Annotated in this window: 23 protein-coding genes; 8 read left to right on the top strand and 15 right to left on the bottom strand. The window is 69.1% G+C overall.

Annotated elements, in window-relative coordinates; genetic code table 11:
• Positions 1–22 precede the first annotated feature (22 nt).
• Positions 23–289 carry a hypothetical protein gene (locus KBX34_RS04960; RefSeq protein ID WP_210923504.1) on the bottom strand — a complete coding sequence of 89 codons (267 nt, stop codon included), beginning with the start codon at positions 287–289 and terminating at the stop codon, positions 23–25.
• 132 nt (positions 290–421) lie between these two features.
• Positions 422–1,129: a DUF899 family protein gene (locus tag KBX34_RS04955; protein WP_210923503.1), complete on the bottom strand. Its 708-nt coding sequence runs from the start codon at positions 1,127–1,129 to the stop codon at positions 422–424.
• Between the two features lie 136 nt (positions 1,130–1,265).
• Between KBX34_RS04955 and KBX34_RS04950 the strand changes: the two genes are divergently transcribed.
• Positions 1,266–2,195 (top strand): RNA polymerase subunit sigma-70, encoded by a 930-nt coding sequence (locus tag KBX34_RS04950; RefSeq protein WP_210791531.1) that lies wholly within the window; start codon positions 1,266–1,268, stop codon positions 2,193–2,195.
• 86 nt (positions 2,196–2,281) lie between these two features.
• On the opposite strand, the gene KBX34_RS04945 is transcribed toward KBX34_RS04950, so the two are convergent.
• The 7 genes from KBX34_RS04945 to KBX34_RS04915 form a co-directional block, all read right to left on the bottom strand.
• Complete coding sequence (locus KBX34_RS04945) at positions 2,282–3,247, bottom strand: DUF6177 family protein (protein ID WP_210923502.1); 966 nt, start codon at positions 3,245–3,247, stop codon at positions 2,282–2,284.
• The gene (locus KBX34_RS04940) at positions 3,244–3,603 is read right to left on the bottom strand and encodes a hypothetical protein (protein WP_088950662.1); all 360 of its coding nucleotides are present in this window, start codon (positions 3,601–3,603) and stop codon (positions 3,244–3,246) included. Before KBX34_RS04940 ends, KBX34_RS04945 begins: the two co-directional genes overlap by 4 nt.
• On the bottom strand, positions 3,603–7,562 hold the full coding sequence (gene eccCa, locus KBX34_RS04935) for a type VII secretion protein EccCa (protein ID WP_210923501.1): 3,960 nt from the start codon (positions 7,560–7,562) through the stop codon (positions 3,603–3,605). Before eccCa ends, KBX34_RS04940 begins: the two co-directional genes overlap by 1 nt.
• Before the next feature lie 15 nt (positions 7,563–7,577).
• The gene (locus tag KBX34_RS04930; RefSeq protein WP_210923500.1) at positions 7,578–8,663 is read right to left on the bottom strand and encodes a hypothetical protein; all 1,086 of its coding nucleotides are present in this window, start codon (positions 8,661–8,663) and stop codon (positions 7,578–7,580) included.
• 13 nt (positions 8,664–8,676) lie between these two features.
• Positions 8,677–10,002 carry a type VII secretion integral membrane protein EccD gene (gene eccD, locus KBX34_RS04925; protein WP_210923499.1) on the bottom strand — a complete coding sequence of 442 codons (1,326 nt, stop codon included), beginning with the start codon at positions 10,000–10,002 and terminating at the stop codon, positions 8,677–8,679.
• A complete protein-coding gene (locus KBX34_RS04920; RefSeq protein ID WP_088950666.1) occupies positions 9,999–10,253 on the bottom strand; it encodes a hypothetical protein in 255 nt (84 codons plus the stop codon). The genes eccD and KBX34_RS04920 overlap by 4 nt, the downstream gene beginning before the upstream one ends.
• Before the next feature lie 242 nt (positions 10,254–10,495).
• Positions 10,496–12,037 (bottom strand): non-reducing end alpha-L-arabinofuranosidase family hydrolase, encoded by a 1,542-nt coding sequence (locus KBX34_RS04915; RefSeq protein ID WP_141911773.1) that lies wholly within the window; start codon positions 12,035–12,037, stop codon positions 10,496–10,498.
• Positions 12,038–12,691: 654 nt separating this feature from the next.
• On the opposite strand from KBX34_RS04915, the gene KBX34_RS04910 reads away from it, so the two are divergent.
• Positions 12,692–13,459 carry a class I SAM-dependent methyltransferase gene (locus KBX34_RS04910; protein ID WP_210923498.1) on the top strand — a complete coding sequence of 256 codons (768 nt, stop codon included), beginning with the start codon at positions 12,692–12,694 and terminating at the stop codon, positions 13,457–13,459.
• Here KBX34_RS04910 and KBX34_RS04905 read toward each other — a convergent pair.
• The 5 genes from KBX34_RS04905 to KBX34_RS04885 all read right to left on the bottom strand — a co-directional run bounded on the left by KBX34_RS04905 (position 13,431) and on the right by KBX34_RS04885 (position 18,096).
• Positions 13,431–14,669 (bottom strand): MFS transporter, encoded by a 1,239-nt coding sequence (locus tag KBX34_RS04905; RefSeq protein ID WP_247671460.1) that lies wholly within the window; start codon positions 14,667–14,669, stop codon positions 13,431–13,433. The genes KBX34_RS04910 and KBX34_RS04905 overlap by 29 nt on opposite strands.
• 224 nt (positions 14,670–14,893) lie before the next feature.
• Positions 14,894–15,673 (bottom strand): alpha/beta fold hydrolase, encoded by a 780-nt coding sequence (locus tag KBX34_RS04900; protein ID WP_210923489.1) that lies wholly within the window; start codon positions 15,671–15,673, stop codon positions 14,894–14,896.
• A gap of 3 nt (positions 15,674–15,676) precedes the next feature.
• Positions 15,677–16,612, bottom strand: a complete 936-nt coding sequence (locus tag KBX34_RS04895) for a sigma-70 family RNA polymerase sigma factor (RefSeq protein ID WP_307871328.1) — start codon at positions 16,610–16,612, stop codon at positions 15,677–15,679.
• A 138-nt stretch (positions 16,613–16,750) separates the two neighbouring features.
• Complete coding sequence (locus tag KBX34_RS04890) at positions 16,751–17,251, bottom strand: DUF1772 domain-containing protein (protein WP_141911780.1); 501 nt, start codon at positions 17,249–17,251, stop codon at positions 16,751–16,753.
• Positions 17,248–18,096, bottom strand: coding sequence for an NAD(P)H-binding protein (locus tag KBX34_RS04885; RefSeq protein WP_210923485.1), 849 nt, complete (start codon positions 18,094–18,096; stop codon positions 17,248–17,250). Before KBX34_RS04885 ends, KBX34_RS04890 begins: the two co-directional genes overlap by 4 nt.
• Positions 18,097–18,168: 72 nt before the next feature.
• On the opposite strand from KBX34_RS04885, the gene KBX34_RS04880 reads away from it, so the two are divergent.
• From KBX34_RS04880 to KBX34_RS04870, 3 genes are all read left to right on the top strand, one after another.
• Positions 18,169–19,107, top strand: a complete 939-nt coding sequence (locus KBX34_RS04880) for an AraC family transcriptional regulator (protein WP_210923483.1) — start codon at positions 18,169–18,171, stop codon at positions 19,105–19,107.
• 91 nt (positions 19,108–19,198) lie between these two features.
• On the top strand, positions 19,199–19,669 hold the full coding sequence (locus KBX34_RS04875; RefSeq protein WP_088950673.1) for a TspO/MBR family protein: 471 nt from the start codon (positions 19,199–19,201) through the stop codon (positions 19,667–19,669).
• A 731-nt stretch (positions 19,670–20,400) separates the two neighbouring features.
• On the top strand, positions 20,401–20,793 hold the full coding sequence (locus KBX34_RS04870; RefSeq protein ID WP_307871331.1) for a dihydrofolate reductase family protein: 393 nt from the start codon (positions 20,401–20,403) through the stop codon (positions 20,791–20,793).
• A gap of 80 nt (positions 20,794–20,873) precedes the next feature.
• Here the strand turns inward: KBX34_RS04870 and KBX34_RS04865 are convergent, their stop codons facing one another.
• Positions 20,874–21,485: a TetR/AcrR family transcriptional regulator gene (locus tag KBX34_RS04865; RefSeq protein ID WP_210791555.1), complete on the bottom strand. Its 612-nt coding sequence runs from the start codon at positions 21,483–21,485 to the stop codon at positions 20,874–20,876.
• 208 nt (positions 21,486–21,693) lie between these two features.
• Here KBX34_RS04865 and KBX34_RS04860 point away from each other — a divergent pair, with 208 nt between their 5' ends.
• From KBX34_RS04860 to KBX34_RS04850, 3 genes are read left to right on the top strand one after another with little or no spacing between them, the layout of a single operon-like run.
• The gene (locus tag KBX34_RS04860) at positions 21,694–22,296 is read left to right on the top strand and encodes an NADPH-dependent F420 reductase (RefSeq protein WP_141911792.1); all 603 of its coding nucleotides are present in this window, start codon (positions 21,694–21,696) and stop codon (positions 22,294–22,296) included.
• Between the two features lie 26 nt (positions 22,297–22,322).
• Complete coding sequence (locus KBX34_RS04855) at positions 22,323–23,303, top strand: alcohol dehydrogenase catalytic domain-containing protein (protein ID WP_210923481.1); 981 nt, start codon at positions 22,323–22,325, stop codon at positions 23,301–23,303.
• Positions 23,304–23,336: 33 nt separating this feature from the next.
• Positions 23,337–24,245, top strand: coding sequence for an NAD(P)H-binding protein (locus KBX34_RS04850; protein WP_210791559.1), 909 nt, complete (start codon positions 23,337–23,339; stop codon positions 24,243–24,245).
• Positions 24,246–24,487 lie beyond the last annotated feature (242 nt).

Raw genomic sequence — 24,487 nt, 5'->3', positions numbered from 1 at the left:
ATCTGCCGACTGGCTTGCTCGGCTAGCTCATGAAGAAGATCATGGCCGCGAGGCTTGCCCCCATGGCCAGGTGCTCCCAACGGAGCAGGTCCGTGATCGGTCGATTGCGCAGCCGGACGAGTGCGGTCGCCATCCAGCAGAGGTAAGCCGCCGTGGCGGCGCGTAGCAACACGAGCGCCGGGTCATGGCCGGTGACGGTGCCGTGGTCCGTCCGGGGCCCGGCGGTCATGTGGTGGGTAGCCATCGACTCGCCGTGTTGATGCATCAGCACGGCGAGCGCCATGAGCACGGCCCCCGGCCATACGGTGCCACTCCAGCTCCGGGCCGCGCTCGGTCGGACCGCCGACGACGATTGCCACCGCCAAGGCCAGGAGCAGCAGCAGGCGGAGACTGCGGCCGACCGAGCATGATCATCAGGACGTCATCGCGGTGCGACGCCGGGGCGTGACCATTGCGCGGTGGGGCGGCCGTTGAGACGCCACGGGTGCCCGGTGACCCGCGGCCAGCCTTCAGGCGAGTTTTCCCAGTTCTCCTGCCGGCCGTACACCGTGAGGTCCAGGGCGTGGTAGGTGGTCATCAATGCCTCCACGCCCCGCCCGGTGGTCCAGTAGGTCTCGTAGACCTTGTCGCCGTCGCGCAGGTAGCACGCGATGAACCCGAAGTCACGACCGTCGGCCAGAGCCGGGTCGGAGTCTTTCGCCGAATACCAGGGGAACCTGTAGCCCATGAACTCCGCGAACGGGGCACTTTCGTCGTAGGGACCCTCGCAGAACACGGCGTAGGTGACGTCCCGAGCGTGCAGGTAGTCCAGCATCTGCAGGTGACAGGTCGAGAAGGTGCACCCCTCACACTGATGCTCGTGCGGTTTGCCGTCGTGCCACATGTGGAAGTAGGCGATGAGCATCCGGCGGCCCTCGAACACCTCCACCAGCGGGGTGTCCCCGCCTGGGCCCCGCACCGTCACCGTCGGCATCAAGGTCATCGGCAGCTGACGACGAGCGGCTGCGATCGCGTCTCCTTCGCGGGTATGGGCCTTCTCCCGGACCAGCAGTTCGTCGCGCTCGCGCAGCCAGGTCTCCCGGTCGACGACCGGGGGCGCGGCGGCGCTGGACGCGGGGGTTGCCGTCATGGCTATCTCCTTCGTGGAGTGGGGATCGGTCACAGATACAGACGACCGAGTCGGCGATCGTCATCGGTGACCGATGACGGATGGGTCCGCGGTCGTCAGTACGGTTGTGAGGACCAGTCAGCCCCGGGGAGATCACATGTCCGACTCGCCTGATGAGCAGGCGGTCTGGCTGCAGCGCGCTTTCGACGAGCACCGGCGTGAGCTACACGTCCACTGCTACCGCCTCGCCGGGAACGTCACCGACGCGGAGGACCTGGTGCAGGAGACCTTCCTGCGTGCCTGGCGGGCTCGCGACCGCTTCGAGGGTCGGGCGTCGGCGCGCACCTGGTTCTACCGGATCGCCACGAACGTCTTCCTCGACAGCCGCAAGGCGGCCGGTCACCGGACGGTACCGTACGGTGATCCGCTGGAGTGGTCCACCGAGCTCGGTCCCTATCCCGACGCTCTGCTGGCCGACGATCCGCAGACCGGTCTCGCCGCCCGGGAGACCGTCGAGCTGGCCGTGATCGCAGCGCTCATGTACCTGCCGCCGCGGCAGCGGGCGGCCTTCGTGCTGCGCGACGTCTACGGCTGGACGCCGCAGGAGATCGCCGCCGCGCTCGACACCGCCGTAGCGGCCGTCAACAGCCTCCTCCAGCGGGCCCGCCACACCCTCCGGCGGCGCGCTCCGTCGGACCCGAAGGACTGGCGCCGCCCGCAGCTCACCAGTGAGGACGAAGAGATCCTGCGCCGCTACGCCAACGCGAAGGACCCGGAGACTTTCCGGGCACTGCTCGCCGAGGACGTACGGATCACGATGCCGCCCGAGCCGCCGGTCGTCGGGATCGACGCGGCCGCGGAGTTCCTCGGCCGACCGCTCGACTGGCGTACGTTCCCCACCACGGCCAACGGGCGCCCGGCACTGATCAACTATCTCCGCCGGCCCGGCAGCCCGCACTACGAGGCGTTGGTCGTCGACGTACTCCGGATCGAGAACGGGAAGATCGTAGAGAGCAACGCCTTCATCGGTGCCCGTCACGTCGCCGCCTTCAGCATGCCCGCCACGCTCGACGCCGAAGCCAAGTGACGGTGGAGTACCAGGCGGCGGAGAGCTGAGCAGGTGATGCTGACAAGCGGTCGGCGAAAAATCTCGCGCAACGGCTCGCCGATCCCTCAGCCGGTGCCTTGGCGGTCGGTACGCAGGCCGTACCTGCGCAGCACTGCCGAGAGGTTCTCGTACGGGGCGCCCGGCCCGCTGTCCAACCTGTACCACCAGGATCGCCGCGCGCCCCTGCCGAGCGCCCGGCCCGGAATCACCTCGGGCTCGGAGTCGAGCGCCTGTTCCTGACGGCCGACCAGGATGCCCCACGGCAGCGCGGGAAGGCTCGGCGTGCTGGCCCGCTTTCCGCCGGACCGGCCCGGGTGCACGGCCACGATCATGCTGCGGACGGTCGACGCCAGCTTCTCGGCGAGTGCCTCGATCGTCGCCTCGTCAACAGCCGACAGTGGGGGGCCGGCCAGCCGGAGTTGTTCGCGGACGCCGACGTCGACCCGCTCGACAGTGAGGACACCGAGCAGCGCCGACCGGTTGTCGCCGCCGACGATCGCCACGCTGGTCGGTGCCGGTGCGCGCGTACGACAGAAGGACGTGAGGTCGCGGCGCGACCACGTCTCGGTCACCGGCTCGGCGACGCCCCACCCGGCCGGGTCGTTGCCGGTGAGAGCGCGCACGGCGGCCTCGGTGCTGGCGCCGAGGTCCAGGGCCTCGGTGGCCGGGTGCAGCGTGACGATCTGGATCTCCAGGCCGCCGGTCCACGGTTCGGAGGCCGGCAGCGCCCCGGCGCCCTGGGAGCCGTTGGCCGACGAGAAGCGGTGGCCGTCCCACTGCAGCGGCAGGCCGGTGAGACCGTCGCGGTACTGGTCGCCGGCGCGCACCACCCACTGCCCCTGTGCCTGCGCGAGCATCACCTCAACCGGGTACGTGATGAAGCCGTCGGCCGGAGTGACGAGCTGGAGCATCAACCCGTTGCGGACCGCGTCGACAGCGGCTTCGGCGAGCCAGGGCGACAGGCCGACCACCGTACGGTGCTGGTGCAGGACGATGGCCTTGTCGCTGATCGTGTCGGTCGTCCCCGTCATCGGTCCGCCCATGTCAGCCCTCCCGTTATCGATACGAGCGCGGCGGTGAAGCGGCGGGTCACCTCGGCGGCCTGCGGATCGCCGTCGGGTGCCCGGCTCTCCACCCACCAGACGCGGCCGCCGAAGGAGTCGTCGAGCGTGACCCCGAGCAGCCGCTCCGCCTCCCCTGGCACCTGGACCAGTCGCGCGGTCTCGACGGTCAGCAGCAGCCGCCCATCGCCGGGGTCGAACAACTGCACCAGCCCGGCCGAGTCGACAGTGTCCATCTTGAGGTCGGAGCCGACCGCGAGCAGGGCGCCGAGCATCGCGGCAGCGTCGGGCTCGGCGCGGCACAGGGCCACCGTGTCGTACGTCATCAGTGCTCCTTGGTCTCGCCGAGGTACGCGGTCTGGGTCATGCGTGGGGGGTGCCCGGGGCGGATGAGCTGCCCGCGCCCCACCGGTAGGACCATCGGCCGTACGCCAGTGAACAGTTGCCCCTCCGTCCGGTCACCGGACATGAGCAGGCCCAGGCAGCCGGCCTCGCGCACGGCCAGCGGGAACGGCTCGAACAGGCCACGTGAGGCGCCGGACACCCGGCGGGTCATCACGACGTGCAGCCCGGTGTCGCGCCCGGCCGCCACGTACGGGACGAACGCGCCGAGCGGTTGGCTGGCCGACGCGGCGAGGATGTCGTAGTCGTCGATGAGCAGCACGATCCGTGGACGTGCCGCCTCGGACGGCTGCCTCTTCGCCAGCTCCTTGCACACCGCCGCAGACAACTGCTGGGCGAGTGTCGCGTTGGTGGCGTAACCACCGAGGTAGGACTCCGGCACCACGTCGGCGAGCCCCCGACGCGGATCGAACACGGCGAACACCAGCTCGTCGGAGGTGAACTGCCCCATCAACTCCTCGGCCACCAGCCGCAGCAGGTTCGTCTTGCCGGTCCGCGGATCGCCGAGGACGAGGAGGTGCTGGTCGCGGCCGAAGAGGTCGAGCACGGCAGGGGTGAAGTCGCTCTCGAACCGGCCGAACGGCACCACCCCGTGCCCGGCCGGCGTGCCGGCGAGGTCGGCCACCGGCAGCACCGCGGGCAGCACCCGGACGGGCGGCGGCACGGGCCCCGACCACGATCCTCGTACCGACTGCACGGCCGCGACCAGGCCGGCGTTCGACGGGTCGGGCTGGCCGTCCAGGCGCGGAAGGGCAACCTGGGCGAACAGCTTGCCGCTGGTCAGCGCCCGGCCGGCCTGGTCCGCCGGGATACCCCGGGCCAGCCTGCCGTCAATGCTGGACTCGGCGGGCTCGGTGAGCCGCAGCTCGATCCGGTTGGCGAAGGCGACCTGCTGCGCGGCGCGCACCTCGTTCCACCGCCGGGCGGTGCCGATGACGTGGATGCCGTAGCGGCCACCCCGGGCGAGCAGGTCGTGCACCTTGGGTTCGAGGCTCTCGAACTCGGCGTTGAGCTGGCCGTACCCGTCGATCAACAGCACCACGTCGACGCAGCCGACCTCCGCGCGTACGCGCTCGTCGGCGGAACGCAGGTCGTTGATCGTGTCGAACTGGTGCTGTGTGTAGATGCGCTGACGTTGCGCGAGCATCGCGTGCACCTCGTCGACGGTGCGTCGGATGCGCTCGCGGTCCTCCCGACTGGCGACGCCGCCGACGTGGGGCAGCTCGGCCAGGCCGGCCAGTCCGTTACCCAGCAGGTCGATGCCGTAGATCCCGACGTCGGTCGGACGGTAGGTGGTGGCCAGGCCCAGCGCCAGGGTGCGCAGCGCTGTCGTCTTGCCGGTGCCGGGTCCACCAAGCACGAGGGCGTTGCCCCCGCCCACGGCCAGGTCGATCAGCCAGGGGCCCTGCCACTGGCGGGCCGGGTCGTCGAGGCGGCCCAACGGCACCGGCAGCCCGGTCGCGGCCTGCTCGGCGATGTCCAGGCGGAGCCCGTCCGGGGTGCTGCGGATCCCACCGGCCGCCTGGTCGAGGGTGAGCGCGGCCGGCAGCGGCGGTAGCCAGATGGCCTGGACACGCTGGTCGCTCATCGACATCTGCTCCACCACTGTCGACAGCAGCGTCGGGCCGGTGGTGCGTCTGGTCGCCTTCGGCTCCTCGGGTGCGTCGTCATCGGTGTCCCGGCGGACGGTGCCGAACACCGGCATCGGCTTCGCCAACGGGCCGACGATCGGGGCGAGCTCTGCTTCGGCGCCGTCGGTGAGCGGGCCGGACACGTAGGCGGCCTTGAACCGCTGGTAGATCGAGACGTCGACCTTCAGATACCCGTTGCCGGGCAACGGCGGCAACTGGAACGCGTCGACCGTGTCGAGAACGGTGCGCGACTCCATCTCGGTGAGCGTGCGCAGCCCGAGGCGGTAGGCCAGGTAGTTTTCCAGGCCGCGCATCTTGCCCTGCTCGACCCGCTGGCTGGACAGCAGCAGGTGCACCCCGATGGACCGGCCGATCCGCCCGATCCGGAGGAACAGGTCGATGAACTCCGACTTGGCGGCGAGCAGCTCGCCGAACTCGTCGATGAGCACGAGCAGATGCGGCAGCGGTGGGAGGGTGCTGCGCTCGCCCTGCACCGCGCGGAGCAGGTGGTACTCGACGATGTCGGTGACCTTGCCCGCGTCGGCGAGCAACTGCTGGCGGCGCTGCACCTCCCCGTCGAGGCTGGTGTACATCCGTTCCACCAGCGCGGCGTCGGCGACCAGGTTGGTGATCAGGCCGGAGACGTGCGGCATCTCGGCGAACGGTGCGAACGTCGCGCCACCCTTGTAGTCGACGAGCACCATCGCCAACCGGTCGGGCGGGTGGCTCGCCGCCAGGGCGAGCACGAGCGTCCGCAACAACTCACTCTTGCCCGACCCGGTGGCACCGACGCACAACCCGTGCGGACCCATCCCGAGCTGAGCGGACTCCTTGAGGTCGAGCAGCACCGGGCGTCCCACCGGGTCGACCCCGATCGGTACGCGCAGGAAGTCGCGCTCGCCCCGCGGCCGCCACAGCGTGGCGAGGTCCAGGTTCGTGGGATCGGACAGCCCCAGCAGATCCTGGAAGTCCGCCGGCGGGGTGCCCGTGCCGTCGTCGTAGGAGTCGGCCGACAGCCGCAGCGGCGCGATCCCCCGAGCGAGGCCCTCGACGAGCGGCACCGGCACCTCGTCGACAGTGCCGGTCACGGTCATCGGCGGCGACGCGGTGAGGTCCTCCAGGACGAGTGAGCTGCCGTCGATGGTAATCCGCCGGGAGATGTCGCCGGGCTCGTGCAGCCGGTCGGCGAGCAGGTGCACGACTGTGACACCAAGGCTCCCGAGGCCCACGAACTGGTCGGGGCTCGCCAACCCCCGCGCGACCTCGCCGTGGGCATCGTCGATGACCAGCAACCTCGACCGCGTACGGGCCTCGGCGCGCCCGGCATTGTGGCGGAAGGACTTGAGCGCGTTGGTGGCCCGCTCCTCCAGGTCGACGGCGAGCAGCTCGGCGAGCGTCTCGGGGGCGGTGACCAGCAGCGGGGTCGGGCCACTCGGGCCGATCGACGTCCGGTCGAGCAGGTGCGGCAGCCAGCGCGCCCACTGCCAGGTCACCGCCCGCTCCGGGGTGGTGACGATCGCGAGCGTCACGTCGTCGGGGGCGTGGAACGCGGCGACCTGGACGAGGATGGCGCTGGCGAGGGCGACCACCTCCGGGTGGTCCGGTGAGATCACGCTGACATCGCCGGCGCAGTCCAGGTCGACCCGCAGCGGCAGCCCCGGCGTCAGTTCGAAGCGGCGCATCAGCGAGTGGGCCTCGTGGCGCATGAACGGGTCGAGAGGGTTGGTCGGTGTGCTCTGCTCGCGCAGTTGGATCGGCCGGACGGGCAGCGCGCCCATGCCGACCCGTACCCGCAGGAAATCGATGTCGGCGCGGCGGCGCTCCCACAACCGCGCCGGGCTGCGCACGACGTCGAGCAGTCGGCTGACCGGCGGGTCGAGCACTGTCGCCTGCTCCTGGAGGCGCTGCTCGTCCTCGCGCAGTTGCTCGCGTAGCTCTTCCAGGTAGTCCTGGTACCGCTCGCGCTGGACCCGGCGCTGCCGACCGGCCTTGCCGAGCTGGGTGAGGTACATCGCCCCGGCGGCGGCCAGCGCGACGACCATGACCACCGCACCCAACGCCGCGAAGCCGGAGCCGCGCATGAACATCATCATGCTCATCGCCACCCCCGCGCCGGCCATCGGCAGCAGCGCCTGGAGCCCCACCGCGGATCGGCCGTCGGGCAGCTGCGGTGGTGCGTCCAGCACGAGCGGGTCCATGGTGGATGCCGGGCGGGCCATCCGGGTGGGGCGGTGCACCATGCGCGTCGACATCGGGGCGTCCTCCGCTTACATCCGCCTGGCCGCAGCCAGGGCGAACGCGGCCGCGCGGGTCGCCTCGACGAGCGTCGCCTCACCGATGCGCGACGGCGTGATGAGCGCGCCGGCAGCCAGGTGACGGTCGTAGGGCAACACCACCACCGGTACGGCTGTCTGCTCGATCAGCTCGCGCGCGGCGTCGTCGACGAGGGCGGCCCGGCCATCAGGGTTGCTGGAGTTCAGGACGACCACCACACGTGCCAGCCACGACCCGTACCCGCCGTCGATGATCCGCCGCAGTGCCTGGTAGGTGGCCCGGACCCCGTCCGGCGTCGCCGCGGCGACGAGCACCACCGAGTGCGCGTCGGACATGGCCGCCGCCGCGGTCCGCGACTCCAGGCCAGGTGGGCAGTCGACGACGGCGACAGCGAAGAGGCGCGAAAGTGACCGCGTCACCTCGCTGCACAGGGTCGGGTTGGCGGTGCCGCTCGGCAGCACCCACAGGCCCGTGCCGGTGCGCGGAAGGAACGGTTCGAGCGCGCGGAGATCACCGCCCCGTGCCCCGATCAGGTCGGGTGCCAGCCGGTCCAGGGGCGGTTCGCTCGGCACGCCGAGCCGCCAGGTCAGCGAGCCCTCGTACGGGTCGGCGTCGGCGGCGAGCACCGGATCGGACCGGCGCGCCGCGAAGACCGATGCCAGCACCGCCGCCACCGTGGTCTTTCCTGCCCCACCGTGCACGGAGGCCACCGCGATCCGCCGGCCGGTGTGCACCGGCACCTGCACCTCGGCGGCGAGGTCGGCGAGCGCCCGGGTCGCCCGGCTGCTGGTGAACATTCGGCTGGCGCTGCGCCACATTCGCCGCAGTGGCGGATCGCCGGCACGGATCCGCCGGACGATCGACAGGTCGTTCGGCTCCGACCCCGCAGGATCGTCAGGTGCCCGGGGCGTCGGTGCCGGTCGGGGGGCCTGCGCGGGCTGCGGCGGTGCCTGCGGTGCCGACGCCGGCTGGCGAGGAGCGGCAGCGGGGGTGGTCGAGCCGTCCTGCACCCGCCGCTGTGGTGGGTACGGTCCGTGCCCCCCGGAGTGGGTCGGGCCGGGCACCGGTGGAGCGCTCATGCCACCGCCTCAATCAGAACGTGGTGAGAAGTCGCGAGTAGAGCCCGAACACCCCGACCGCAACGGGCACCAGTGCCATCACGGTCAACGCCTCGGCGCGGTCGGCGTACTGCCGGGCTCGGGCCAGCGCGTGCGGTGGCGGCCGGTACGCCAGGATCACGAGGGCCACCGCGCAGACGGCCAGCGCCGTGAGCGCCGGACCCCACCACGCGTCGGGCGTATCCCGCACCCAGCGCGTCAGCAGGCCGCCCACGATCACCAGAGCACCGGTCACCAGCCCCACCACCTCGACGGCCAGCGGGAACGCACGCATCCGCAGCAGCAGAGCGCTCGCCACCAGGGCCGCCAGCACCAGCGCCCACGGGCCCGCCGCAGCCGCCAGGACGAGGCCGCCGAGCGTCGCCGACGTCGCCGTCGCCACGGCGGCCACGGCCAGCCCGCGGTGCGCGGAGTCGACAGCGGCCTCCACCGTCACGCGACTCACCAGCTCATCGTTGCTCCGCCGGTCGTCGAGGCGGGTGAGCCCGGACGCGATCATCGCGACCCGGGGCAGGAGCCCCAGCATTCCGACGGCCACGATCGTCAGCACCGCCGCGACACGCACGGCAGGCATGTCCAGCGCCAGCGGTACGCCCCAACCAGCCACCAGGGCCAGCACCGTCCCGCCACCGAGGACGCCGGCGCGACGGTTGCCCGTCACCGTGCCCACGGCGAGCACGACGCAGCCGACGCCGGCAGCCCAGAGCGCCCAGCGCAAGGTCTGCCCGTTCGTCAGCCCGGGCACCATGCTCATCGCCATCGCTGCACCGCTGAGCAGCACCGCCATCCCGACGGCCCGCTTGGCCACCAGCCCGACGAGGAGGCCGGACAGCGCGATCACGCCGCCGATCGCGCTCACCAGCGCGGCCCCCAGTCGCGGGGCGGCGAGCACGGCCGCCATCGTTGCAGCGAGCAGGCACACGGCGGTGGCGGTCCACATCCGGGCGGCAACGCCCCAGCGGCCGTACCTCCGGGAAAGGTCGTCGCCGACCTCGTCGGCGACGTCGTGCACGATCGCCGCCGGCGGCGCCTCGGAGATCGGGTCGACCCGTAGCATCGCGCCGTCCGGAACGGCCGCCTGTCGCAGGCTGCCGGCCGGATCGAGCACCGTGCCGTCGAGAGTGCTGATCTGGTATCCCCGTGAATCGTCCATCGGTCGGTGGCCGACCATGGCGACGATCTCGGGCAGGAGGAGGCCGAGCGGTTCGTCGGCCGGCAGCACCAGGTCGATGCGTCGACGCGCGCCGGCCAGGGTCACCCGGCTGAGCTGGCCTGCGGCGGGCGACTGTGCCTGGGTCATCGCGTGCCCTCCGACTGGACCGTCGGAGGGTTGCGGGCCTTCTGCTGATCGGCGATGACGTCCTTGAGGAAGGACCAGCCCACACACCCGGCGCAGGCCACGGCCGCCAAGACGAGCCCGATCCGCAGCCACCTGAACCCGTCACCCGTGGCACGGACCCGGCGCTGCCGGCCCCACAGCAGCAGCTCACGCATCCGGGCGCGGCGGACCGCGACCGACTCGATGAGCTGGGTGTCGTATTCACGAGCCACGGGCCGATTCTATCCACGCCCGCTAATCCGAAGGGGGTGTCGATCGTGAGGTGGCGACGGAGGTCGGGCCGCCAGCAAGATCCACGCGCCTGCATGTTCGCTCTTCGTGGAAAGAGCCCCCGGCGGATCACTCCGCCGAGGGCCCTTGTCCACCGCTTCGGTTACCTGGCCTGCCCGAACCCGCCGAGGACGACGATCTCAGGAGGCCGACAATCCGCGACGAGTCAGACCTGCGTCATGACTCAGCGCTGCAGGGTCAGCAGACCCGGCCGGTACGGCAGGAGGCCGTAGTCGACGCCGTTGGAGCTGGGGGAACGACCCTGGTAGAGCAGTTGCAGGTTGCAGGCGTTGACCGTCATCGTCTGGTCGGCACTGGTCCGCAGCAGCTCGCCGTGGCTGATGTCGTTGGTCCAGGTGGCACCGCTGTTGGCCTTGCCGGCGAAGGGGTTGCTCTCGCTGGCGGCCTGCGGCGTCCACGAACCGCCGAGGCTGGTGGCCGTGAACGAGCGGAAGTAGCGGCCCTGCGAGCCGATCGCCTCGACGATCATGAGGTACTTGTTCAGGCCCTGGAGCTTGTAGACCTGCGGGGCCTCGAACAGGTTGTTCGTGGTGTCGCTCATGATGGTCGTGTAGCTGCTGCCGAAGCTGCCCGGGAAGTTCCCGATCGGCATGCTGGCCCGGTAGATCTTGCCGTTGTCCCCGGCGAAGAACAGGTACATGTTCGTACCGTCGCCGATGAGAGTCTGATCGATCGGGCCGGTGCCGGAACCGGTGATGCTTCCGGTGAACAGCGTCTGCGGCGACGACCAACCGTTCGGGTTGGTCGGGTCGGTCGAGGTCCGGTAGGAGAACGCCGGCCCACCCCACTGGTAGGCGAGCACCCAGATGTTCTTCGGCGCGAAGTAGAACAACGACGGCGCCACAGTCCCCGAGTTCATCGCGTTCTGACTGGCCGAGGCCATCTGCGAGTAGTTCGAGAAGAGGCCGAAGTTCATCGAACCCCAGCTGGACCCGAAGTCGTGCGTGGTGGCGTAGACGAGCTGCTGGCCGTTGAACGGAGCAACAGTGAAGTCCTTCAGCGACACCCAACCCGACCTCGGGTTGGCCAGCACGCCCGTCGACGACCACCGGTACGTCGAGGGAAGGTCGCACGTGCCACCCGGCGGCGGAGTCGTCGGAGGCGGCGTGGTGGGGTTGCCGCCACCGTCGACGCGGACGAGCTGCCACTGCTGGTTCGCGCCGTTCCAGTCGTCGTACTGCACGATGTTGCCGCCGTCTGCGGTCGAGGCGCCCTGCACCTCCATCACCTTGTTGCTGTTGCGGTTGATCAGCCGGACGTAGCCGCTGTCCGAGTCGGCCAACCGGAACTGCTGGTTGGTGCTGTTGTTGTCAGTCCACTGCACGATGCTGGCGCCGTTGGCCGTCGAGAAGCCCGAGACGTCCAGCACCTTGCCGGACAGCCGGGACTTCAACCGGTAGTTGCCACTCCCGGAGTCGACGAACTGCCACTGCTGCTGGTTGCCGTTGTTGCGGGCCCACTGGGTGATCCGGGCGCCGTCATTCGTGGCCAGGTTGTAGACGTCCAGGGCCTTGCCGCTGTTGCGGTTGACCAACACGTACCACGCGGTCGTGTCGACCGTCGCCGCGGCGGCGGGTGACGACACCACTGCTGCGGCGACACCGCCGACCATCACCGCCATCGCGCCAGCAGCGAGAACTCGGGGCAACCACCATCGCCGCCGCGCCGGCGGCGCGATCGATGGAGACCTATCAAGGGCAGACATGATCCTCCTTCAATGACCAAGAGCCGAGCGGCCTGCCCGAAGATGGGCGCACCGCGACGCGTGGCCGGGCACATGCGTCGTAGTAGTTAGCGCTAACAAGACTTCTGCATGCCCTGGCGCACGCCTGATTCGAGGTCGACGAAGCAGGCTCGCCCGGTAAGCCAGAGGTGTCGTCGTCCTTAAGCATCGACTGTGAGCGATAACATGGCGTTCGTCAAGTCGTAACTTGCTGGGAACATCGGTCGATGGCGCACGGTGATCCTTGGACGTGATCACCATCCTCAGACGCCACCCCTTGCCTCCGGCCCGGACGCCACTCGGACCCTTGAGCGAGGCCCCTCGTGCGCGCTAACATCGACGGCTGCCCATGATGCGGCTCGCCTGCGGAGCGCCCGCCGCAGCGCGGCCGGCCGAATCGGCCAGACCCGCATCAGGATTCAGAACACCACCCGAAGCCCTCGACTGTCGCCTGGGCTCGGCTCGGTGACGCCTGCCCCGCACACCCGGTTGCCGGTAGCGCGTGAGCCGCGCACGGCCGGGCCCCAGGCGCGGAGACACCTTGCGGGGTGATGCGACGTCCAATATCGTCCCGATGTATCGGCTCGATATATCTAGGCGGCAATCTTCGGCCGCCCGATGGATCCGGGAGGTTCGATGAGGTCGATCGACTACGACACGGAGCAGCACCAGGACTACGCGCGAGGCCGGGCACTCGCCCAGCAGCAACTGCGCGAATGGCTCAGGGCCTTCGAAGCGGTACTGCCCGATCGGCGTCCGCTCACGGGGCTCGACGTCGGGTCGGGGACCGGCAGGTTCACACCCGCGCTGGCGGAGGCGTTCGGGCCGGTCACCGGCGTCGAGCCATCGGTCCGGATGCGCGAGGTCGCACAGACGCAACCCCAGCACCCGGACGTGCGGTATCTGGCCGGCGCCGCCGAGGACCTGCCGGTGGCGTCCGACAGCGTCGACTACGCACTCATGTTCCTGTCCTGGCACCACGTGCAGGACAAGCCCCGGGCAGCCCGGGAGCTGACCAGGGTGATCAGGCCCGGCGGCCGGCTGCTGCTGCGGGCGAACTTCAGCGACCACCATCCCCGGCCGTGGTGGCTGGCGCACTTCCCCAACGGGTACGAGCTGGACGCTGCCCTGTTTCAGCCCCTGCACGAGGTCATCGCGATGTTCACGTCCCTCGGCTGGCGCGTCGCCAGCTTCGACACTGTCACCGAGCCGTCCTCCGGCACCTACGGCGACATGCTCGAACGGCTGCGCCTGCGTACTCTCTCGTTCTTCGCGCAGCTCAGCCCCGACGACCTGGAGGCCGGCTTCCGCCGGTTGGAGGACGCCGTCGCCGCGGACCCCGACGCGCCGGCACCCGTCTTCGCCGAGCCGTTGCTCACCCTCGAACGCGCCAACGACTACTAGGTGCTGGGGCATCTCTGCGGTCCGTTGCCGCACCATCGGGCAGGGCGGAGCGGATCACGAGCGGACCGCGACGTCCCAGCGCCCACACGGCGAGCGCGAAGCAGCAGAGCGCCGTACCCGTGATCGTGACCGCTGCCCAGCCACCCACGGACCAGAGCGTGGTCGCGACGGCGGAGCCGACAGCCGCGCCGATGAAGTTGCTGACGGCCAGCGCAGTGTTGAGCCGGCTGCGGGCTTCGTGGGAGAGGGCGAACAGCCGCGCCCGATTGAGGAGGGCCTGCGTCTGGAGAGCAACGTCGATCATGACGATCACGGTGATGAGAAGGACGACGGACCGACCGGCGAACACCGCGACGACGAAGGCACACAGGGCCAGCACCCAGGCCGCACCGGTGGCCGGCAACGACCAACCGCGGTCGTGCAGACGACCGCCGCGCAGGCCGGAGAGGACACCAGCGAGCCCAGCCAACCCGAACAACCCGATCACCGGCGCCGGGTACCGGAACGGTGGGCCGCTGAGCAGGAACGTCAGCGCCGTCCAGAACAGCGAGAACGCGGCGAAGCCGGTGGCGGCCAGGACCAGCGTCCATCGAGCCGCTCGCTCGCGCATGACCACCGCGCCGACCGAGGCGAGAAGCTGTGGGTACGGCATGCGCGTCCGCGGTGCCAGCGGCGGAATCGCGCGGTAGAGCAGGACCGCGAGCAGCACGGCAACGACCGCGGCGAGGACGAAGATCGCACGCCACCCCGCGGCCTCGGCGACGAACCCGCTGATGGTGCGGGAGGCCAGGATCCCGGTGAGGGTCCCGGACCCGACGGTGCCGACCACCCGGCCACGGTCGGCAGCACCGGCGAGATCACCGGCGAGCGGCGTGAGGACCTGCCCGGAAATCGTCGTCACGCCGAGCAGGCCGAGTGCGAGCAGGAGTACGCCCATCGACGGCGCCAGCGCGCACAGCAACAGTGCGGTCGCCGAGGCCAACAGCATCAACGGGACGAACCGACGACGGTCGAGGACATCGCCGAGCGGCACGAGCAGCAGCACGCCGACGGCGTATCCGACCTGCGTCGCGGTGACGAGCCAGCCGGCCGTCGCGGTCGCGGTATGCAGGTCGCCTGCGATGAAGCCCAGCAGCGGCTGCGCCCAGTACAGGTTGCCGATGGCCACTCCCGCCGCCACCGCGAACAGGAACGTCAGTCGTCTGCTCATCTGCGACGGCGCTGTCATGCGGCTACTCCCGTCCCGGTAAGCCAGATGTCGGCGGCGGGTGCGACCCTCAGAGCTCTGCCTTCCACCCATTACTGCCAGCGGCGGCCGGATATCACCGTACGCGCCTGAGTGACAGCTCATGATCACCGTTGGCGACCATGTCCCCGACCGCTGAAAGCATGTTTCGAACCCCGGGGCTCTGAATCACCACCATCGGCGCCTTCTCAGATCCGCATGCTGCCGGACGCATTCGCAGCGGTGTGGTGGGCACGTGCGATGGGCATGTACGTAGGGACGGCGTCCGTGGTCAGGAACGTCAAGATCATGGTGCGCACCGTCTCGGCGTGTTCCAGCAGCAGCAAATGGCTGGCGTTCGGCAGCACGGCCAGCTCGGCAGTCGGTAGCGTCCGGTAGAGCGTCACCGTGTGATCGAGCGTGACCAGGTCGTCGTCCCCAGCTAGGACGAGGGTCCGGGCCGTAACGGCGTGCAGGTCGTCCGGGTCTGGGCTCGGCTCGGTAGCGACCGCATGGACGATTTTGTCGATGACAACCGGGAAGTGGTCACGGCCGTCTGGCGACACCTCGGCGTAGGCGTCAACGATTTCGGTGGGCATCGCACCACCCGCCTGTGGCTTGAAGATCAGTCCGTCGAGGTCATACGCGGTGCTGATCAGGACGAGGCGCTCGACCAGGTCAGCGCGGCGCATCGCCACCCGCAGCGCTACTGTGCCGCCGGCGCTGTAACCCACCAGCCGGGCTGGACCGCCGACCGTTCTTTCCAGGAACGCGATTGTGTCCTGCGCCATCAGCTCGATGGTGAGCGGGCCAGGCGCATCCGGCGTGCGGCCATGGCCGCGCCGGTCGGGCAGATAAATCTTGAACGTGTCGGCAAGCCCGTCGAGGTTGCCGGTGAAGCAGCGGCTGTCGGTCATCCCGCCGTGCAGCAGCACTACTGGGTCACCCGCGCCACGCTCGTCATGCCACATGTCAACGATGTCGTTCATGCACTACATACGGGACGACGGCTCCAGACTCATCGGCAGGCCGAACACCGGGAACAGGGACGGGTCGAGGTACGTCGTCACGCCCGAGATCAGTCCGTCGCGACAATCCAGGATGACCAGGCCCAACGCCTCCCCATCGCGGTACTGAGCAACCGTTGGTGACCCGTTGGCCGCAGAACGGACCAGCCGGTCATTGCCACATACACCGGCCGCGCCCAGCAGGGCAGCACGGATCGCGGCGCGTCCTTCGAGCCACCACGCGAACGGCGGCATCGACATCGTCGCGTCCTCGCGGAGCAGCGCCACCAGGCCGTCGACGTCGGAAGTGGTGAACGCCTGGACGTACCGCTTGAGCAAGTTCTCGTCGATCTCTCCGCTCCCCCCGGGTGGTCGCCGCGTGGACATGGTGGCCCGCGCACGTTGCAGGGCGCTGTTAATCGCAGACGGGCTGCTGTCGAGCAGTCCGGCTACCTCTTCTGCCGACCAGCAGAGCACCTCGCGCAGAATGAGCACCGCCCGCTGGCGTGGCGGCAGGTACTGCAGGGCAGCGACGAACGCCAGCCGGATCGTCTCGCGCTGCACGGCCAGTTCGGCCGGGTCGCTGCCGACGGACAGCACAAGCCGGTCAGGAATTGGTTGTACGAAGGTGGCGGCACCCAACGGCGCACCGAGGTTCCCCCCGGCGGGCGAGGACGGGCCGAGGTCCATCGCGAGCGCGCGCCGTTGGACGCTACGGGTCATGTCGAGGCAGACGTTGGTAGCGATCCGGTGCAGCCAGGTGCGCAGACCAGCTTTGCGCTCGTCGAATCGGTCGGCGTTTTTCCAAGCGCGGTACAGGGTCTCCTGGACGGCGTCCTCGGCCTCGGCGGCGCAGCCGAGCATGCGGTAGCAGTAGCCGATCAATTCGACCCGGTGCGCTTCCAAGCGATCCTCGAACACCACAGGTTTCCCCCGATATACATCCATTGATCCTTCGCCGCCGGTGCTGTCGGCGGGCGCATCGTACGGATGCGAGATTGGCGACCGTGGGCGCGGACCCCGCGAGGTCTGTGAAGCCCTCACCCCGTTGTAAAAGCATCATCCGGTGGCGCGGCCATAGACGACCAGAGCCCAGGAGAGGCAGCCGAAGGCGGCCGTGCTGGCCAGCGCGCGGACGATGTTCCAGGTGACCCAGCTCGATTCGAAGTGCGCGCGTACGGCTGCGAGATCAGCGATGTGGCCGGGATCGCCGGCTGACGCCAGTTTGTCGTTGAGCGGGACGTTGACGGCGGTGGTGATGACGAACATCGCCAGGTACAGGGTGAGCCCGACGATGATCCACGGCAGGGCCGGGCGGCCGTCTCCGCGCCAGGCCAGGAGAGCCGAGAGTGCGGCGAACACCAGTGCGCCCAGGAAGCTCAGCATGAACCAGCCGTTGACGATGGCCACGTTGATCCGCTGCATCACGCCGACGAACGTCTGGTCGTCGGCCGTTCTGAGTGCGGGCATGACCGCGTAGGCGAAGGCGGCGAACAGCCCTGCCATGAGTCCGCTGGTGATGGTGGCGGCGATCAGTGACACCTGCTGCGCAACTCTCATGATGTCTGTCCCTTGTCCCAGACGCCGGTGGCGGCGGTGTCGGTGGCGTAGTCGGCGAAGTCGCGGGGCGGTCGACCCAGGGCGCGCTGGACCCCGTCGCCCAGATGGGAGTTGCGCCCGTCCAGCACGGTCGTGAACAGGTACATCAGCAGCTCCACGACCCCGGGCGGCGTGCCCTCCGCGGTGAGCGCCGCCGCGTAGTCGTCGGGGGGCACCTGAACGAAATCGATACGGCGGCCCGTGGCTGTGGAGATCTCGGCGATCGCCTCAGCGAAGGTGAGCAGCCGAGGACCGGTCAGCTCGTAGACCTGCCCCGCGTGCCCGTCCTCGGTCAAAGCCGCCACGGCCACCTCGGCGATGTCGTCGACGTCCACGAACGGCTCGGGCACGTTCCCCACCGGCAGGACGACCTCGCCGCCCAGCAACGGCTCCAGCAGATAGTCCTCGCTGAAATTCTGGCTGAACCAGCTGGACCGCAGGATCGTCCACTCGACCCCGGCCGACTGGACGAGTCTCTCGCTGGCCCCTGCCTCGTCCTCACCGCGACCGGACAGCAGCACCAGCCGCGAGACCCCGGACGCCACCGCAAGCTCAGCGAACGCCCCGACCGTCTCGGGCGCGCCCGGCACCGCCAGGTCCGGGTAGTAGGACACATACACCGATCCGACCCCCTGAAGCACCGGCGCCCAGGTCGTCCGGTCCGTCCAGTCGAACGGCTCGGCAGCGGAGCGGGAACCAGCCCGAACAGGCACTCCGCTCCCCTGCAGCCGCTCGACGATGCGGCGGCCGGTCTTGCCGGTTCCGCCGAGTACCAGGACCGTCTTCCGCTCTCGTTCCTTCGTCATAGGGATCATTGAAATGCAGCGGCGTGAGACTGTGGATAGCCAAAGCTCGCGACTCTGTGTGTAATCGTCTACGTGGACGCAGTCGCCAGTCTCCTCAACGGACCCCGAGCCCAGGGCGCGTTCCTCCTCCGCTCGGTCCTGACCCCGCCCTGGTCGATGCGGATCGAGGACCAGGCGCCACTCACCCTGGTTGCCATGGTCCAGGGGGACGCCTGGGTCCTCGCCGACGAGAGTGCCGCCGTACGCCTCGGTCCCGGCGACCTGGCGATCATTCGCGGCCCCGACCCGTACACGGTCGCCGACGACCCGGCCACGGCACCGCAGGTCATCATTCATCCGGGCCAGCTCTGCACGACCCCGGACGGGCAGGAACTGCCCGAGATGATGGAGCTGGGCGTACGCACCTGGGGCAACAGCCCGGACGGCCCCACAATGCTGCTCACCGGCACCTACACGATGCGGGGCGAGGTCAGCCAGCGACTCCTGAGCGCACTGCCACCGCTGCTGGTGGTCGCGGGCCACTCCTGGGACTCCCCGTTGGTCCCGCTGCTGGCCGCCGAGATCGTCAAGGACGACCCGGGGCAGGAAGCGGTCCTCGACCGGTTGCTCGACCTGCTGCTCATCGCCGCGCTGCGCGAGTGGTTCGCCCGACCTGCGGCCAAAGCCCCCGGCTGGTACAGAGCGCACAGCGATCCGATCGTCGGCCGGGCTCTGCAGATGCTCCACAACAACCCGGCCCAACCCTGGACCGTCGCCTCGCTGGCCGCCAGGACCGGGGTCTCCCGGGCGGCGCTGGCCCGCCGCTTCACCGCGCTCGTCGGCGAACCGCCCATGTCGTACCTCACCGAGTGGCGACTGGCCCTGGCAGCCGACCTGCTTCGTGAGCCAGGAGCCACAGTCGGCGCCGTCGCCCGGCACGTCGGCTACGGCAGTTCCTTCGCCCTGAGCACGGCCTTCAAACGCAACCGCGGTGTCAGCCCGCGAGAACACCGACTGGCTGCCGGACAGTAGCGGGCACCGGCATCGAGACGGCGCTGCCAGTCGGATGTTGAGTCGGTAACCGGGCGCGGTTGATCCGTCGCAGGCCGGGTAGCTGAACATCATGCGACTACCAACCCTGGTCAAGACCGCAGCGGCGGTCACCGTGACGGCCGCCGCAGGAGCGACGGTCACCGACGCTTCCTCGCGCTGGTACCAGCGGCTCCGCAAGCCGACCTGGCAACCCCCACCCGTGGCGTTCCCGCTGGCATGGACGCCGCTCTACGCGCTGATCGCAGTGGCCGGCGCCCGTGTGCTGGACCGCACCAGCGAAGCCGACCGCGCCGCGTTCACCCGCGCCTACGCACTCAACCTGGCCCTCAACTTCGGGTGGAGCGCGCTGTTCTTCAAGGCCCAGAAGCCTGCCGTCGCGCTGGCCGAAATCGCCGCACTCAACGCCTCCAACTTCGTGCTGCTTCGCCGCGCCTCGCAAACCGACCGCGTTGCGGCCGTCGCACTGGCCCCGTACGCCGCGTGGACGCTCTTCGCCACCGCCCTCAACGGAACCATCGTCCGTCTCAACACCAACAGGTGAGGCCGTGGTTAGCAGATCCCTCAACATCGCGGGATGGCATCGAGTTGCCGAACGGTTTCGGCGGGACTATCAGAGTTCGCCGGCGGCCCACTCAGCTAGCCGGCGCGTCATCGATTCCAGCCGCTGTCGGAACCCGTCGCGCAGCTGCTGCTCCTGCGCTGCGTGTACACCCGCCGGAACATCTGCCCAGAACTCCTGAGTCAGACGGCATGAGTCAGGGTCGAGCGCCTCGATGGTGAGTGCGCTCCAGCTAGGACACCAGGAGGTAAGACTACGGGTAACTGCGCGACGGCCGGGATCAAGCTCAGTCACCTCATGCAGGACACCCATTCGGCCGCCTGGGGTCCGCTCTACGAAAGCCTGGATTTCGCCGACTCCCTCCCGACCTGGGAGAGCCACGGCTACCTCCGCCTCAAAGAGCTTGAGAGAAGATGCCGGGTCCCACATGAACGAAAAGGCCGCTTCCGCGCTCCGTGGTAGGTCAACGGCGGCCGTCTCTCGTACCTGAACGGGCCTGGTTGTCACTCTGACCATGCGTAGGCGTGTGCGCATGCCGCATCGTCTCAGGTGTTCGTGAGAGGCGGGGGCGGAGGCTGGCGGCTAGGGCTGACTCGGCAGTTCCCTGCCCTCTGGGGCTGCCGGTACGCGCGGTGTTGTCGCGCAGGGGGCCCTCGTGCCCGGCCCGGACCCGATCGGCCCAGCCTTGAGCATGCCCTGGTACGTCCCCGGCGATCTGCGCGACCGGCTCTACGCTGACCGACGATGAAGCCGATTGGAACCCGACGACGGTCCTACGCGGTGACCCTGCCGACGAGGTACGCCGCCTCAAGGAGCTTCCCGGCAAGGAGCTCCAGGTTCACGGAAGCTGGAAACTCGTGCAGACGCTGCACCAGGCAGGACTCGTCGATGTCTACCGGCTACTCCAATACCCGGTCATCGTCGGCACGGGAAAGCGCCTGTTCCCGGACGGATCGACGCCCGCGACGTTCGCAACCGTCGAAGAGACCTCGCGCGTACTGCCCGGCGGCGTCGTCTCGCTGACCCTCAACCCCACGAGCCTCGGCGCGATCTCCGCAGGCGCGTACACGGTCGACGAAGGGCGCTCGGCGACGGTCCTCGACTGACAACGGTGCCCGACCGGCTTCGAGGTGGCGCGGGAACGGTTGCTGGTTGCCGCACTCAACAGCACCGCCTGAGAGGCCGTTCAAGCCTGCTTGAGCCGAGAGTTGTTCGCCTTGAGGATCTCGTCCGCCAGGGCCGGGGAGGACCTGACGACCGCTCGCGAGACGACGAGCGCGCCGACCATCTGACTGAACAGAGCAATGGCCTGCTCGCGGGCCTGTTCGACATCCAGGTGAGTGCCGGACTGACTGGCGTTCTCAAGCACCATCTCTGTGATGACACTGAAGAAGCCCTCGAGCCCGTGCTGGTACTCGGATTGGGCCGCGACGCCTTCACGTCCGACATCCGTGACCAACGCGGCGGACGCGCAGCCGATTTCGGGATGGTCACGGTGCTCGACGGCCAGGTACTGGTCGAAGATGTGATCCAGGGCCGCCCGGGCCGAGCCGGGATGTTCTTCGCGGATGCCGGCCAGATCGCCGAGGGAGCTGCCGAAGCCCTGCCGGATGACTTCCAGGGCGAGCTCATCCTTGGAGCCGAAGTGATTGTAGAAGCCGCCGTGCGTCATCTCGGCGGCCTTCATCAGCTCGGCGATGCCGATCCCGTTGACGCCGTGGGTCCGGAAACCCCGACCTGCGGCCTCGATGATCTTGTCGTGGTTGAGCTTCTTCCGCTCCGGCGTGAGGCGGGGCACGTGAGTCTCCTTCCCGGGCGGGTGGCGCACCCGAGCCACTGCTGAACAGGGCCGACGCCACCCGAACCTTCGATGATACCCATCATCAATGATGCCCGTCACGTCGGCACCCACCTTGACAGTTAACGATGTCAACCATCATTATTCCTTTGATGACGGTCGTCATCGTAAGAGGCCTCAAGGGGTCTGCAACGGACAGAGGTTGGGTATGGACGTGGGAACGATCGGGGCGGGTACGGTCGCGCAGGCCATTGCCAGCCACCTCGTGGCTGCGGGCCACCGCGTGATGCTGAGCAACAGCCGCGGGCCGGCGTCGCTGAACGAGGTCGTGGCCGGATTAGGGCCGCTGGCCAGCGCCGGCACGGTCGCCCAAGCCGCGGCAGCCGACATGGTGTTCCTCGCCGTCCGGTGGAGCGATGTACCGACTGCGCTGGCCGGTGTGCCCGCCTGGAAAGGGCGCATCCTGGTGGACGCCACCAATCACATCGTAGGTCAGACGCCCGCCGACCTCGCCGATCTCGGCGACGAGACCAGCAGCGAGATTGTCGCCCGCCACGCCCCCGGCGCGCGGGTGGTGAAGGCCTTCAGCACCTTGTATGGGCAGTACATCGCGGCTGATCCCCAGCACGCCGAGGGCCGTCAGCTCCTCTTCTGCGCCGGAGATGACACCGAGGCGAAAACGCTCGTCCAGCAGACGTTCGAGGCCGTCGGCTTCGCGCCGGTAGACGCGGGGCCGTTGCGCGAAGGCGGCCGCCTCATGCAGGTCGGAACGGGTCCGCTCTCTGCTCTGCACGCTCTCAAACAGGACTGACCCCCAACGTCCGACAGGAGTATCCATTGAAGGCACTGGCCTATGAGAAGGCCCACCCGCTCGAAGAGTTCGCCCTGAAGCTCACGGATACGGACGAACCGCAGATGCGTGAGAGCGATCTGCTGATCGAGGTTCGGGCCGTGGGCGTCAACCCGGGCGAGGCGTCCGTCCGAAAGCTGCGCAGTGCACCCCCGGGTGGGCGGGTCATCCTCGGCTGGGAGTTCGCCGGAGTGGTAGCCAGGACAGGATCGGCGACGCAGGGATTCGCCGTCGGAGACCGCGTCATGGGGACCGGAGACGTCACCCGGGACGGCTGCTGGGCCGAACGCCTGGCCGTTGACCACCGGGTCGTCGCCCGGATTCCGGATCAGCTCTCCTTCGCCGATGCCGCTTCCTTGCCGATCGGCGGCCTCACCGCCTCCGAAGCCTTGTTCCGGGCCCAGGACGGCCTGCCCACTGGGGTCGAGAACGTCCTGGTGGTAGGCGGCGCCGGAGGCGTGGGTTCGCTGGCGACGCAACTGCTCAAGAGCAAGACCTCCGCCCTGGTGCTCAGCACGGCTTCCCGGCCTGACTCCCGCGAGTGGTGCACGGCCATGGGGGCCGACCTGGTGCTCGGCCACACAGCGGACGTCGCCGGCCAGCTGCGGAACGCGGGCGTCGACCGGATCGATCTGGTGCTCTCCACCAAGGGAACCGCCGCCAACATCGGCTGGATCGCCGACGTCCTGCGGCCGTTCGGCCATGTGGCAACCACCGACCTCACCGGCACCACCGACATCGAGCCCCTGATCCAAAAATCCGTTTCCCTGCACGTGGAGATGGTTTTCAGCCGTGTCATCGCCGGCCACAACCTCCACCGCCAAGGTCAGATTCTTGCCGATCTGGCGGGCCACGTACGTCCCATCGTGACGACGCAGCTGCACGGTCTCACTGCGGATTCCATGCGGGAGGCTCACCGGCTGGCCGAAAGCGGACGCACCATCGGCAAAACCGTCATCAGCGTCTGAACACCGACCGAACTACAGAAAAGGAATGGACACATGGAAAAGCTGCTCGTCACTGGAGCCACGGGAAACCTCGGCCGCCTGACCCTGCAACTCCTCCTTGAACGCCTGCCCGCCGAGCAACTGGCCGGACTTTCCCGCAACCCCGACCGGGCAGCCGATCTGACTGAGCGTGGTGTGGACATCCGCCAGGGCGACTACTTCGACTATGCCTCGCTCGTACGGGCCTTCGACGGCGTGGACAAGCTCCTGCTCGTCTCGGCGGTGGCCTTCACCGATCGAAACACCCAGCACTACAACGCCATCACGGCCGCGAAGCAGGCCGGTGTCAAGCATGTGATCTACACGGCGATCCAGCGCGACGAGGACCTCGGCATCAATCAGGTGGGCGTCACCGAGTCCGACGTCTTTACGGAGCAGACCCTGCGTGCTTCCGGACTGACCTACACCATCCTGCGTAACCCGATCTACCTCGACTATCTGGAGCAATACCTCGCGGCCGACGTGTACGAGAAGGGCCTGCGAGTTCCCCCCGGCGAGGGCACTATGGCGCCCGCGCTGCTGCGCGACCTCGCAGCAGGCAACGTGGCCGTGCTCACCCAGGCCGGCCACGAGAACAAGACCTACACGCTCAACGGCAGCCAAGCGGCGTCCTACCGGGACATCGCCGCCACATTGAGCGAGATCCACGGCCAGCCGGTCCCCTACCTGCCCGTCCCGGTTGAAGAATTCCTCGAAAGTTACCTCCAGAAGGACGTTCCCGGCCCGGTCGCCGAGTTCCTGACGGCCTGGGTCGCAGGTGTCGGCCTCGGATCGTTCAGCAAGCACACCGACGATCTGGAGCGGCTGATCGGGTACCGGCCCACCGGCTACCGCGAATTCCTCGAGAAGAACTACCCCGCGGTTGGTCCGGGAACGACGAATGAGTCAGCGCGCAGCGCATGATCGCCCAGACCAGCCCGGAGCCTCGCAAGCCGTCCGGTAGTGGGCGGCGCTCTCCCAGACGGCGGAGTTGAGTAACGCGCCGGCTCTACCGGTGCCGGCCTGGAACCGCGCAGGGACGAACCTCGGCGCCGACCTGAACCGACGCAGGACATCACCCCGGTAGGCAACCCGATCCTCACTCTGGTCCGGGGCTCCGTCACCCTCAGAAACCGGTCCGATGACGGAAAGACCCTCGCACACTT

The sequence above is a fragment of the Micromonospora sp. M61 genome, assembly GCF_018070245.1.
GTDB lineage: Bacteria > Actinomycetota > Actinomycetes > Mycobacteriales > Micromonosporaceae > Micromonospora > Micromonospora zamorensis.
The sequence above is the reverse complement of the archived record's forward strand: the minus strand, read 5'-3'. Positions and strand labels throughout refer to the sequence as shown.